The 12,929-nt window shown below is 64.8% G+C and carries 9 protein-coding genes; 4 read left to right on the plus strand and 5 right to left on the minus strand.

Translation table 11 applies throughout. The annotated features are described in order from the left end of the window. The first annotated feature begins 76 nt into the window (after positions 1-76). The 3 genes from KIH76_RS00740 to KIH76_RS00750 all read left to right on the plus strand — a co-directional run bounded on the left by KIH76_RS00740 (position 77) and on the right by KIH76_RS00750 (position 5,404). Positions 77-1,675 (plus strand): aminopeptidase P family protein, encoded by a 1,599-nt coding sequence (locus tag KIH76_RS00740; RefSeq protein ID WP_214373005.1) that lies wholly within the window; start codon positions 77-79, stop codon positions 1,673-1,675. A gap of 291 nt (positions 1,676-1,966) precedes the next feature. Beyond that, positions 1,967-2,488, plus strand: coding sequence for an NUDIX hydrolase (locus tag KIH76_RS00745; protein WP_219068701.1), 522 nt, complete (start codon positions 1,967-1,969; stop codon positions 2,486-2,488). A gap of 54 nt (positions 2,489-2,542) precedes the next feature. After that, positions 2,543-5,404: a transglutaminase domain-containing protein gene (locus tag KIH76_RS00750; protein WP_219068703.1), complete on the plus strand. Its 2,862-nt coding sequence runs from the start codon at positions 2,543-2,545 to the stop codon at positions 5,402-5,404. A 56-nt stretch (positions 5,405-5,460) separates the two neighbouring features. Here the strand turns inward: KIH76_RS00750 and KIH76_RS00755 are convergent, their stop codons facing one another. Both KIH76_RS00755 and nagB read right to left on the minus strand, forming a co-directional pair. Next, complete coding sequence (locus KIH76_RS00755; protein ID WP_219068706.1) at positions 5,461-6,720, minus strand: N-acetylglucosamine-6-phosphate deacetylase; 1,260 nt, start codon at positions 6,718-6,720, stop codon at positions 5,461-5,463. 83 nt (positions 6,721-6,803) lie between these two features. Continuing rightward, on the minus strand, positions 6,804-7,616 hold the full coding sequence (nagB, locus tag KIH76_RS00760; protein WP_219068708.1) for a glucosamine-6-phosphate deaminase: 813 nt from the start codon (positions 7,614-7,616) through the stop codon (positions 6,804-6,806). Between the two features lie 303 nt (positions 7,617-7,919). On the opposite strand from nagB, the gene KIH76_RS00765 reads away from it, so the two are divergent. Then, entirely contained in the window at positions 7,920-9,068 is a 1,149-nt protein-coding gene (locus KIH76_RS00765; protein ID WP_214372995.1) for an ROK family transcriptional regulator, read from the plus strand. Positions 9,069-9,313: 245 nt separating this feature from the next. On the opposite strand, the gene KIH76_RS00770 is transcribed toward KIH76_RS00765, so the two are convergent. The 3 genes from KIH76_RS00770 to KIH76_RS00780 are packed head-to-tail and all read right to left on the minus strand — an operon-like array spanning position 9,314 to position 12,819. Further along, positions 9,314-10,222, minus strand: a complete 909-nt coding sequence (locus tag KIH76_RS00770; RefSeq protein ID WP_219068710.1) for an ROK family protein — start codon at positions 10,220-10,222, stop codon at positions 9,314-9,316. 12 nt (positions 10,223-10,234) lie between these two features. Further along, a complete protein-coding gene (locus tag KIH76_RS00775; protein WP_219068712.1) occupies positions 10,235-11,740 on the minus strand; it encodes a UDP-glucose--hexose-1-phosphate uridylyltransferase in 1,506 nt (501 codons plus the stop codon). Beyond that, positions 11,740-12,819 carry a phosphotransferase enzyme family protein gene (locus KIH76_RS00780; protein ID WP_219068714.1) on the minus strand — a complete coding sequence of 360 codons (1,080 nt, stop codon included), beginning with the start codon at positions 12,817-12,819 and terminating at the stop codon, positions 11,740-11,742. The genes KIH76_RS00775 and KIH76_RS00780 overlap by 1 nt, the downstream gene beginning before the upstream one ends. Between the last annotated feature and the right edge of the window lie 110 nt (positions 12,820-12,929).

A 12,929-nucleotide genomic window follows, 5' to 3' on the forward strand; every position in this document is an offset into this window, starting at 1 on the left:
ACATGTCGCCGCCCGTTTTGGACTACGATATGCGTGGAACACAAGTCAATCCACGTCCATAAAAGGAGTACTGACGGTGAGCGAAGTGGTAACCGACAAGGACAAGGAATACGAGGCCGAGGAGTCGAAGACGGCTCCGGGCGCGAACCAGCCGATGAGCGACCGCGTGAACAACCGGTCGCTGCGTCCGAACAGCGACGCGTTCAAGGCGTTCATGAAGACCGGCTGGGACAATCAGGAGCCGGCCGTCGAGCCGCTGGAGTCCTCGAAGTTCACGCCGGCGCGTCTCGAGGCGCTCGGCAAGGCGTTCCCGGGCGAGCGCCTGGTGATCCCGGCGGGCCAGCCGAAGGTGCGCAACAACGACTGCGATTACATGTTCCGTCCGGACACGTCGTTCGCGTACTACACCGGCTTGGGTCAGGATTACGAGGCGGGCGCGGTGCTCGTGCTCAACCCGGTCGACCCGGACTCCGACGAGGCGAAGGCCGGCAAGACGCATGTGGCCGAGCTGTTCGTCGCCCCGCGTGCCGACAATTCCACCGAGGACTACTACCGTGACCCGCATTACGGCGAGTACTGGGTCGGCCCGCGCGCCGGTTTGAAGGAACTGCATGCGATGACCGGTCTGGAGACGCATGACATCGCGCAGCTTGCCGACGCGCTCGGCAAGGATGTCGGCTCCGAGGCCGGCGCGGTGCGCGTGCGCGTGATCTCCGACGCCGACCCGCAGATCACCGCGCTGGTCGAGGGTATTCGCGAGGCGAACGGCTACGCCGATCCGGACAAGAACGCCGCGGACGACGACAAGCTGCACGAGTTCTCCGCCGAAGCCCGCATGCTCAAGGACTCCTATGAGATCGGCGAGATGCGCAAGGCGATCGCCGCGACCAAGGACGGCTTCGACCGCATCCTGACCCGTCTGCCGCATGTGATCGACAAGCCGAACTCGGAGCGCATGCTCGAGGGCGCGTTCAACTCAAACGCCCGCGAGGAGGGCAACGGCCTGGGCTACGATACGATCATCGCGTCGGGCGAGCACGCGCCGATCCTGCACTGGATGCGCAACACGGGCGTGGTGCGTCAGGGCGACATGCTGCTCATCGACGCCGGCGTGGAGGTCAATAGCCTGTACACGGCCGACATCACGCGTACGTTCCCGGTCGGCGGCAAGTTCACCGATCTGCAGAAGCGTCTGTACCAGGCGGTGCTGGACTCCCAGCAGGCCGGTTTCGAGGCTGCCAAGCCGGGCGCGACCTACTCCGACATCCACCACGCGTGCATGCGCGTGATCGCGGAGCGTCTGCACGAGTGGGGCATTCTGCCGGTCGGCGTGGAGGAGTCGCTCTCCCCCGAAGGCCAGCAGCATCGCCGTTGGCTTGCCTGCGGCGTGGCGCATCACCTCGGCCTTGACGTGCACGACTGCGCGCAGGCCCGTTACGAGTCCTATCAGGGCGCGAAGATCACGCCGGGCATGATCTTCACCATCGAGCCGGGCCTGTACTTCGCGAAGAACGACCTGCTGCTGCCGCCGGAAATGCGCGGCATCGGCATCCGTATCGAAGACGACGTGCTCATGACCGAACACGGCCCCGAATGGCTCTCCGCCGGCATCCCGAAGCAGATCGACGAGGTCGAGCAGTGGATGGCCGATCGCGCGGCCGCCGCGTTGGTCTGATCGTTTTCCTTGGCTCCCTCTCACCAGAGGGAGCCAAATCATTCTTACAAGACCGTCATTTCGACCGAGCGTAAGCGAGTGGAGAAATCTCTCAGATCTCGTTGCTTCTCAAGATTTCTCCGCTCGCTTACGCTCGGTCGAAATGACATTGTCTTCCAATCCGTTCCCACAAACTGTCATTTCGAGCGGAGCAAAGCGAAGTCGAGAAATCTTAAGAAGCATCGCATCTCTGAAAGATTTCTCCATTCGCTTCGCTCGGTCGAAATGACATATTTTTCGAAGGACCTACCTATGCCAACTCCCGATTTCGTATTGGAGCTACGTAAAAAGATCGGCCATGATCTCCTGTGGCTGATAGGCGTGACCGGCTGTGTACTGGATGATTCCGGCCGCATCCTGCTCGGCCGGCGCTCCGACACCGGCAAATGGGCGATGGTCTACGGCATCAACGAGCCGGGCGAGCAGCCGGGCGACACGGTGATCCGCGAGATCAAGGAGGAGACCGGCGTGGACGCGGTCGTCACCGATCTGGTTGCCGTGATCTCCTCCGACAAGGTCATCACCTACGCGAACGGCGACAACACCATGTACATGGACCATTCGTTCCTGTGCACGGTCAAACCCGGCGGCAACGCCGACCCGTTCGTCGGTGACGAGGAAAGCCTCAACGTCGGCTGGTTCGACCTTGACGCGCTCCCCCAGCCGCTCGCCAAGAGCACCATCGAACGCCTCGCCCTGTTCCGCCGCTACATCGACGACAAACGCCACGGCGACGCCCACGCCTTCTTCATCACCGACGGCAAACTTCACTGACATCGCGGATGTCATCCCGCTCATGAGCCGCCAATCCCCGTATGATGGTGGCTCATGAGTATGTCTTCTCTCCTCGACGGCGAGCTGCGCGATTACGCCGACCGCCGTTTCGCCGAACGCGCCGATCTGATCACTAGACTGCCCGCGGCATCGTCGCTGCTGGATACGTTGTCCGACGACCGGCTGACGCTGATGCAGCTCGCCTACGGCACGTTGCCGGCCAACGATGTCATCGACTGCGATCCGGCCGTACTGCTCTCGTTCGTCGATCATGCGCTGATGCTGCGTCGCACGATGGCGTGGACGCGCGATCTGCCGGTCGACCTGTTCGTCCATTACGTGTTCTGGCCGCGCATCAACAACGAGGCACTGGCCGACTGCCGTCCGTTGTGCTATCGGGAACTGGCCGACCGCGTGCAGGGACTTGACGCCACACATGCGATGCTCGAAACGAACTACTGGTGCGCCGAACACGTCACCTATCATCCGTCCGACAACCGCACGCTCAACGCTCTCGGAGCGTTGAATCTCGGTCTCGGCCGTTGCGGCGAGGAGTCGACGCTGCTGGTCACCGCACTGCGTGCGATCGGCATTCCGGCCCGGCAAGTGTACACGCCGCGATGGGCGCACTGCGACGACAACCACGCGTGGGTGGAGGCGTATGTGGACGGCCGTTGGCGGTTCCTCGGCGCGTGCGAGCCGGAGGAGGTGCCGGATCGCGGCTGGTTCGACAAGGCGTCGACGCGTGCGATGCTCGTGCATGCGCGCGTGTTCTGTGATTTTTCCGAAGGCAACGTCGATGCGTCGGCGAGCGCGGGCGGCGACGGCACGATGCTGCTGTGCAATCTGACCGCCGACTATGCGCCGACGACCGATCTTGCGGTGACGGTGACGGATGACGGAGGCCGACCGATCGCGGGAGCGAACGTGGCGTTCGAACTGCTGAACATGGCCGAATACTATCCGATCGCGACCGCCGTCACTGACGAACGGGGACATGCCCGCATGACGCTCGGCAAGGGCAGCCTTCGCGTGCATGCCAGTCACGACGGCGTGTTCGCCGACATGATCGTCAACACCGCCGATACCGATGCCGTCACCGTCGTACTGCCAATCAACGCTGTCATCGATAAGCCGAATCTCTCTCTGTCATCTCGACCGAGCGCAGCGAGCGGAGAGATCCTGCCACCCATCACGCACAACTCCCCATCATGGGCACCCATCGACCTCGTCGCTCCCCCAAGCGGCACGCCGCGCAGCTTGCCATTGACCGACGAGCAGCAGCGTCGCACGATCGAACGCCGCGCACAGGCCGAGTCGATGCGCGCCGAACGAGTGGAGGCGTTTGCCGATCTCGTCGATCAGCCGACCCGTCAGGCACTGGCCGATCGGTACCGATCCGTATCACCCAATGCCGCCGATACCATCCCGTCCCTGCTGGCCTCCGCCGGAGCCAACGTACCCGTCATCGCGTCGTTCCTGCTCGCTGACACCAACGACGATCCCGGTATCGCCGACCAAGACCGTCTCGCGCTGCTGTCGGCGCTGAGCGTCAAGGACCTGTGCGACGTGTCCGCCTCCGCGCTCAATGATGCCGTTCATTCAGCCGCCAAGGTACGCGACTATGCACTGAATGTCGCCCTGTCCGGCACCGCGGAAGTCGACCGGTATGATCGGTACGCGCGCTACGTGCTAAATCCGCGAGTCGGCAACGAACCGCTGACCGGCGACCGCACACGTCTGCAAGCCATGCTCGAACGCACGGCCGACACGGATGCGCTGCGCGCCCAACCGCAGCTCATCCGTCAGTACCTGCTCGATCATGTCGACGCCGCACAGTCCAAAGAGGAGACGCCGGAGCCGATCTCTCCCACCGGCATGCTGACGGCCGGCATCGGCACGCCGCGTTCGCTGGACACCGCGTTCGTCGCCGTCTGCCGCGTGCTGGGCGTGCCGGCGCGGTTCGACCCGCAGACCGGCGAACCCGAGTATTTCCAAGGCGAATCGTTCCACCATCTGCCGGCGATGCATGCGGCCGATGATGCAGTCGCAACGGCCGAGCCGACGGCGACGCTCACCGTCGTCGCGCCGACTGGCGAACACCCCGCATACGGCACGGACTGGAGTCTCGGCCGACTGGTCGGCAACGCGCACGGCACCGATTTCGCGTCGCTTGACCTGTGGGAGAGAGCATGGGACGGCGAACGCATGCCGTTGACGGTCGAAGCTGGACTGTACCGGCTGATCACCACGGTGCGGTTGCCGAACGGCGGCCAGCAGACCAACGAGACGACGTTCCGGCTGGATGCCGGCGACGAGCGGACGGTGACGCTGGCGATGCGCGAGCCGAGCGAGGACGAGCTGCTGGAGCATATCGTCGTCGATGACGCAACGCTCCACGCGGCGGCATGTGACGACACGAACACGGCCGATGACGGAACTGAGACGGCATGCGATCGTCACGATGGCTACGTCGGTTCGGATGAGACGCGTCATCTGTCGCAACTATTGCCTGACCGCGCGATCGTCGCGATTCTCGACGCGCATGGTTCGGAACCGAGCATCCATGTGCTCGACGAGCTGATCGCGCGTCTGCGTCGCGATGCGCACGATGACGGTTCCGTCGGCGAGGTTTCGACCGATATTCCTGTCGTGTTCGCCGCATGCCCGGTCGATGCGCCGTTGAGCGCCACGCTGCGCTCGATGTTCGACCGGCTCGGCGGCGACTCCCCCGCCGTGTGGCGATGCGACGCGACGACCTACGAGCGACTGACGCGCGGCATGTACGTCGACCCCGACAAGCTGCCGATGATCCTCGTCACCCGTAAGGAAGGCGACCGGATTATCGGCACCTACGCCTCCACCGGCTACAACGTCGGCTCCGTCGACCTCGCCTTCCGCCTCGCGGCGAAATAACAAAGATGGCGCCGGATATTGCGATCCGACGCCATCTCAGCCATCATACAGACCGATTACTTGAGTTTGCGGCCAGCGCACCAGACCTCGTCGACCTGCCAGGTGGCGGGGTCGGTGAGCAGCAGGTCGGCGGCGTAGCCGGGGGCGACCAGGCCGAGCGGCGCCCCGGTGACCGGGTTCGGCCGGTCGAAGCCGAATGCGCGCGCCGGCGTCAGGGTCGCGGCTTCGACCGCCGCGGCCGCGTCGAACCCGAGTTCGAGCACCGCACGTTGCACGGCGACCTCCAAGAGCAGCGTCGAGCCGGCGATCGCCCCGTTGGAGACGAGCCTGGCATGCCCGTCCACCACGTTCACATCGAGCGCGCCGAGCTTGTACGCGCCGTCCGGGCAGTCGGTCGCGGCCATCGCGTCGGTGACGAACGCGATCCGGTGCGGCGCGAACCCGAAGCCGAGCTTGACCATCGGGTTCTGCACGTGGAATCCGTCGTTGATCAGTTCGATGGTGACGCGCGGGTCCTCCACGGCCGCCGGAATCGGGCCGGGTTCGCGGTGGTGCAGGCCGTTCATCGCGTTGAACATGTGGGTCATGATGCCCGCGCCCGCATCGAAGCCGCGTTTGGCGGTCTCGTAGTCGGCGTCGCAGTGGCCGACCGCCGGCACGACGCCGGCCGCAGCGAACTGCTTGATCGCACCGATGCCGTGCGGCAGTTCGGGCGCGATGGTGATCTGGCGAATGCAACCGTCGGCCGCGTCGAGCAGTTCGTCGACCAGTTCGGGCACCGGGTCCTTCAAGCATTCGGGATCATGCGCGCCCTTGCGGGCAAGCGCAAGGAACGGACCTTCCAGATGCGCGCCGAGGATATCCGGTCGTTCGGCCATCTTGGCACGCACGGTGCGCACGTTGCGTTCGATCACGTCGATCGGATTGGTGATCAGCGAGAGCACCTGACGGGTCGTGCCGTGCACGGCATGGCCTGCTCGCGCGACGTCGATGCCGTCCGGACCGTCGTCGAAGCTCTTCTCCCATGCGCCGTGCGCGTGGATGTCGACGTAGCCCGGCGTGAGCACGCGTCCGCCCGCGTCGATGATCGCGTTGTCGTCGGCCGGGTCGATGCCCACCGACCGGCATGCCGATTCGAACGCCTCCTCGTCGGTGCCGGTGGCGACGATCACGCCGCGCGCGTCGGAGACGACCCAATAATGTTCCTGCACGCCGCGCGCGTCCACCTTGCGTGCGTGATGGATGGCGATGGCCGACGGCTCGCCGGTGAGCGCGGCCGTCACCCGGGCGACGGTCTGTTCGTGTGGTTCAGTCATACGAATTCCTTTCCGTATACGTACACGACAATGATAGGTACACAAAGACGGGCTCCCTGCCTTACAGGGAGCCCGTCAACGGATCAGATGCCCTGCCACGCCGGCTTGTGCTCGAACGCGTAGCGGTAGTAGTCCTTGTGACGAAGACGGCTGGCGGCCTCCTCGTCGATGATGACGGTCGCGTGCGGGTGCAGCTGCAGCGCGGACGCCGGGCAGAACGCGGACACGCCGCCCTCGATGGTCTCCTCGATGGCCTCGGCCTTGCCCGAGCCGAACGCGAGCAGCACGAGGTGACGGGCCTTCAACACCGTGCCGATGCCCTGCGTGATGCAGTGGGTCGGCACCTGGTTGATGTCGTCGTCGAAGAAGCGCGCGTTGTCGATGCGGGTCTGCTCGGCGAGGGTCTTGACGCGCGTGCCGGACGCGAGCGAGGAACCGGGCTCGTTGAAGCCGATGTGGCCGTCGGTGCCGATGCCGAGGATCTGTACGTCGATGCCGCCCGCGGCCTCGATCGCCGCATCATAGGCCGGGCCGGCGGCGGCGATCTTGTCGCCGTCCTCGAGAGGCGCGCCATCGAGCACGTCGCCGGGCACGTGCACCTTGGCCGGGTCGAGGCCCAAGGGCTCGACGACCGTGCGATGGATGGTGGAATGGTAGGACTCGGGGTGGGTCAGCGGCAGGCCCAGGTACTCGTCCAACGCGAAACCGCGCACCTGCGACACGTCGATATGCTCGGTCTTGACCTTCGCGGCCAACGCCTTGTAGGCGGCCAGCGGGCTGGAGCCGGTGGCCAGGCCCAGCACCGCGTCCGGCTTGCTCTTGATCAGTCCGGCGACGCAGTTCGCGTAGATCTCACCGGCCTCGTCCTCGTTCTTGACAATGATGACTTCGGTCATGGCCGTCCTTTCATCCTTCGTTCCGCGGGGCGCCCGGTCCACGATGGCCGAGTCGGTCCCCACACGGGTGGTTTTCGTTTCAGGCTCGCCGCACCGCACTGTGCGCTCGCATATGCATTCACAACGACACCTGTAATTGTTAATAGTACTTACATAAATAGAAAACCGCCATCTTTCGGCGTTTTCCCGGTTGCCGCGCGGAAAGTACCAGCTATAATGAAAAGACAGTTATTAGGAATTCGATGACGCATTCCTTGACGCAACGACTCACATACGGGACCATCGCAAGGAAAGGCGGCAGACATGGCCGAACACACCTACACGGGATCGTTCCCGTTGCATACGCCGGGAAAGATCACCAAGGCCAGTCCATCGGACGTACGTCGCAAGAACCGTTCGCTGATCTTCAGCCTGCTGTTTCCCTCCAACCAGTGCTCACGCGCCGAACTCGGCCGCCGCACCGGTCTGTCGCGCGTGGCCGTGTCCGACGTAGTCAACGACATGCTCGACGAGGGGTTGATCCGCGAGAACGGGTTCGAGACGGCCGCCACCGGCAAGGGCAAGCGCGGCACGCTGCTGAGCATCGACACGAACCGGCTGCGCATCATCAGCCTCGATCTGTCGCAGGATCATCTGGTGCAGGGGGCTGCGACCGATCTGCTCGGTCTGCCGCAGCAGCGCATGGAGATCGCGCTTGGTCCCGACAATCCGATCGACGTGGACATGATCGTCCAGTTCGTCGACGAGCTGCGCGCCGATCTTGATGTCAATCGCATCATCGGCATCGGTATCTGCGTGCCGGGCGTGATCGACAACGGTGTGATCCGCGAATCGACGGCGCTAGGATGGCATGACGTCGATCTTAAGGCGACGTTGGAACGTCGGTTCGGCATTCCGGTCACGGTTACGAACGATGTGGTCTGTTCGATGCTGACCGAACGGTTCTTCGGCCAGGGCGGTCCGAACATGCTGTTCGTCAAGAACGACCGCGGTATCGGCTCGGCCACGCTGATCGACGACGTGCCGGTGGTGGGCGAGCATCATGCCGGCGGCGAGATCGGCCACATCTCGATCGATCCCGATCATGGGCCGCAGTGCCCATGCGGCAAGCGCGGATGCATGGAGCGGTTGATTTCCGCGACCGCGCTGCGCGAGCGGATGGCTAAGGTGCCGAAATCCGAACGCCCCGAGATCATTCGCAAGGCCGGAGAGTATCTGGCCGCCGCGCTGGCGATGCCGATCGGCCTGCTCGACATCACGGATGTGTGCGTGTACGGGCCGGCCGACATCATCAACAACACGTTCCTCGATGCGGCGCAGGAACGGCTCGACCGTGCCACCGCCTCCAAGTTCCACGCCCGCAGCATCGTTCGCCGTTGCCAGTGCGGCGCGGACATCACGTTGCGCGGCGGCGCCATCGCCGTCATCCGCCACTACATCGAGGAAGGCTGAGTCGGCTTTCTCTCCCGCTCCGTCTCCACTCATTCCCACCCGCCCATATGTCCACAGGCCGTAACCCGACACCAGCAAACCCCTCCCGTTGAGCTGCGGCCGTCTCGAAGGCAAAAAAGAGGCCGTAACTCAATGGGAGAGCATGGCTCCTGTTGAGTTACGGTCGTCTCACAAGCAAAAAACGGCCATAACCCAACAATGGGATGGCGGTGATGTTGAGTTACGGCCGTCCATAACGCCGATGGTTACGCCAGGGCGGCGCCGATGGCGCCGAGCGGGGCGTCGGCCGGGGCGAGGCGGATGCGGGAGACCAGATCCAGTCCTTTGAGGAACGGGCATGTGGCTTCGCGCCGGTGCAGTTCGCCGGCCGTGACGTCCAAGAGCGGCTGGCCGGTCTTCGCCATGCCGCCGCCGAAGATGATCATGCGCGGGTCGACCGATTGCGCGGCGATCTGCACCGTGTCCACGATCGCATGCGTCACCATGCCGAGCACACGCACCGCATCTGCATTGCCGCCGAGGGCCTTCGCGATGAGGCCGGGCATGGGCGGCACACCGTCCTCAGTCGGCCACATCCGCGCCACGGACGCGCCCGAGCACACGGTTTCGAGGCACCCCCGCTGGCCGCACGGGCAGGGGAACCGGTTCGGGTCGACCGGCACATGGCCGATCTCCCCCGCCGCCCCGCTGGAACCGTGCTGCAGCACGCCGTCGATGAGGATGCCGGCGGCCAGTCCGGTGCCGAAGTTCAGGAACACGATCGTGCCATTCACGTCGTCGCCGCACAGCACGTTCGCCGCACCGACGGCCGCCGCGTTCACGTCGTTGTCGACATGCACCGGCATACCGCCGAGCCGTTCGCTCACCAACGGCCCCAGATCAAGCGTGTCGATGTCGAGATTGACGACGTTGGCGATGCGGCCGGTCGCCGAATCCACCCGTCCGGGCGTGCCGATGCCGACGCGGGCCACGCCGGACAGCCGTTCGCCGGCGACCTCGCGTACCAGGGACACGACATCCGCGACGACGTTGTCTCCGCCGCGACGGGCCGGCACGCGATGCGAGGCGACGACGGCGTGCGCCGCGTCGAGCAGCACCGCTTCGATCTTGGTGCCGCCGATGTCGACGCCGACCAGATAGTGACGATCAGTCATGATCATTCCACCTTACTGTTGCGTAAATCCGAGCGACGTCAGGAACGCCAGCGTCTGCTCCTTGCGTTTGAACACGGCCGTGTTGCCGAGGATGCGTTCGCACACGCTGCCGAGTTCGTCGTGCACAGCAGTACGGATCGCGTCGCGGTCGCGCGAACCGTCGAGCGCGGCGGTCAGCTCGTCCCAGATCATCGTGAACTCGCTGACCTTCTGCGGCAACTGTCGGCCTTCCGCGAGCGCGTCCTCGATCATGCCGAGCTGGCCGACGAGACGGCCAGGCAGGATGAACAGGCCCTGCGCTTCGATCAGTCCGATCGGCTCCTGTTTGATCGGCCAGTATTCGGGGTGCGCGTGGAATACGCCCTCCGGGTATTCGTCGCTGATTGCGTTGTTGCGCAGGATAAGGCTCATCTCGTAGCCGCGTGCGGTCCTGATGACGCTGGGCGAGAGCGCGGACTGCCGGTTGCCGTCCGCGTCGTGGCTGGCGATGCCGGCCGCCGCGTCGTCGTAGTCGATCCACGCCTTGCGGATGATGTCGGCGAGCGCGATGATCTCGTCTCGCGAGCGGGAGACGACGCGCATCGCCGTGCCCGGCCAGTCGAGGATCTCGACCGTCGCGCCGTCATGCCCGGCCAGTGTCAGGCTCGCCCAGGTGGCGGCCTTGAACATGGGCAGGATCTCGCCGCCGCCCTGGTAGTGGTCGTGGGCGAGCACCGAGCCGCCGATGCGCGGCAGTGCGGCGTTGCATCCGAGGAAGTAGCCGTCGAACCGGTCGACGAAGTCGAGCAGGTGGCCGAACGTGTCGCGGTCGACGTGCATGGGCGTGTGCTCCATGTTCACGCAGATGCCGTGCTGGTTGAAGTACCCGTACGGCGAGAACTGCCAGAACCACGGGGTGCCGCCGAGCGTGACCGGCATGGTGCGCAGCGTGCGCTTGTCGCGTCCCGCGAAGCCCTCGTTTTCGTGGCAGATCGTGCAGGCCGGGTAGCCGCCCGCGACCGCGTTGCCGGCGGCCGCCTTCTTCATGTTCTTGAATTCGGGTTTGGCGAGGTTGATGGTGACGACGAGGCCGTGCGAGTCGAAGCGCGGGTTGCGTTCGAGCGTGGCCTTCTTGACGTACGTGTTGGCGACGCAGTAGTCGTAGAACCAGCGCATGGCCGCCATGCCGCCGCCTTCCGCTTCGACGGCGGCGAACCGGTTCTCGATGGCGGAGGGAGCTGCGGAGAGGATGCCCATGACCTCGTCCGCGATGGATGCGCCGTCTTCCGGTTCGATCAGTCCGGCCGTGACGGCGGCCGTGCGGAACGCTGTCACGAGATTGTCGACGGTGCTCTCGCCGGCCGTCGCACCGGTCGGATGGTATGAGCCGAGGTCGAAGAGCGCGAAGATGCGGTTGCGCGTCCAGTCGGCGTCGCGCGGGTCGAGATCGAGATGGCGGATCGCATGGTCGACGAGCGCGTCGATGGCCGCGTACACGGCGTCGAGCGGCGTTGCGGCCGCGGCTGTCTGCCCGTCCATCAGTGCGTCTCCCCCATCACGTCGGCGACGATCGCCGCGGTGTCGGCCGCCTTGGCTTCCATCTCCTGCACGAGTTTGATCTGCGTGCGTGAACGCACGAGGTTGTGCTCGGGGTATTTGGTGGCGAAGTACACGTCGCCGGCGAGATAGTCGGCGAGGAATCGCATGCCGCATTCGATCGTCATCATGATCGCGCCCATCGGCAGCAGTTCGGCCTCGCGTGCGGTGATGCTGCTGCGCAGTTCGCCGACGAATCCTTCCGTGTACGCGCGAAACAGGTCGGTGCTGAAATGCACCTTGTCGAGGTCGGGTTCGTCCTCGAGCGCGGTGGAGGCGCCGAAGCGGATCGAATCGCCGAAGTCGTAGAGCATGGAGCCGGGCATGACGGTGTCGAGGTCGATGATGGCGCGCGCCTTGCCGGTGTCGGCATCCATGAGGATGTTGTTGAGCTTGGTGTCGTTGTGGGTGACGCGCAGCGGGATCGTGCCGTCCGCAAGCCCGGAGGTGATGGCGTCGTAGATGTCGGCGTGGGCCATGTAGAAGTCGATTTCGCCTTGGCAGGTCTTCGCACGGTCCTTGACGTCGGCGGCGACGGCGGCCTTGAAGTCCTCGAAACGGTGGGGCGTGTCGTGGAAGTGGGCGATGGTTTCGGTCAGCTGCGCGGCGTCGAAGCCTGAGAGCTGGTTCTGGAACGCGCCGAACGCCGCGCCCGCGCCGCGGAACACGGCCGCGTCGGAGACGAGGTTGTAGGAGACGGTGTTTTCGATGAATGCGTAGACGCGCCATGCGCCGGACGGCTCGGTGACGTAGGTCGCGCCGTCGTTGGTTCGGATGATGTCGAGCGTTTCCTGGCCCTGCTCGCGCAGGTAGGCGGTGACGAGTTCGACGTTGCGCATGAGATGCACGACGTCGGGGAAGATGTCGGTGTTCATGCGTTGCAGGATGTAGCGTTTCGCGTCCGTGACGACCAGATAGGTGGCGTTGATGTGGCCGTCGCCGTACGGGGTGATGCTTTCGACCGTTCCCTCAAGCGGGAAGCGGGATGCAACTTCGGCGAGCGTGGCGTCGGTGTCCGTCATGGGAACTCTCCTTCACGATCCGTTGAACGGCGGCTCGCACGGGCGGGCTGCGCATGATCGCAGACATCCTGCCCGGCGGCACCGTTATTTGTTAATGATATATACATAAA

This window comes from Bifidobacterium simiiventris, from assembly GCF_019331715.1.
GTDB lineage: Bacteria > Actinomycetota > Actinomycetes > Actinomycetales > Bifidobacteriaceae > Bifidobacterium > Bifidobacterium simiiventris.

Excerpts from the sequence above, each read along its gene's own strand:
- KIH76_RS00745 (WP_219068701.1), top strand. The coding sequence starts at position 1,967 with ATGCCAACTCCCGATTTCGTATTGGAGCTACGTAAAAAGATCGGCCAT.
- KIH76_RS00750 (WP_219068703.1), top strand. The coding sequence starts at position 2,543 with ATGAGTATGTCTTCTCTCCTCGACGGCGAGCTGCGCGATTACGCCGAC.
- KIH76_RS00755 (WP_219068706.1), bottom strand. The coding sequence starts at position 6,720 with ATGACTGAACCACACGAACAGACCGTCGCCCGGGTGACGGCCGCGCTC.
- nagB (WP_219068708.1), bottom strand. The coding sequence starts at position 7,616 with ATGACCGAAGTCATCATTGTCAAGAACGAGGACGAGGCCGGTGAGATC.
- KIH76_RS00765 (WP_214372995.1), top strand. The coding sequence starts at position 7,920 with ATGGCCGAACACACCTACACGGGATCGTTCCCGTTGCATACGCCGGGA.
- KIH76_RS00770 (WP_219068710.1), bottom strand. The coding sequence starts at position 10,222 with ATGACTGATCGTCACTATCTGGTCGGCGTCGACATCGGCGGCACCAAG.
- KIH76_RS00775 (WP_219068712.1), bottom strand. The coding sequence starts at position 11,740 with ATGGACGGGCAGACAGCCGCGGCCGCAACGCCGCTCGACGCCGTGTAC.
- KIH76_RS00780 (WP_219068714.1), bottom strand. The coding sequence starts at position 12,819 with ATGACGGACACCGACGCCACGCTCGCCGAAGTTGCATCCCGCTTCCCG.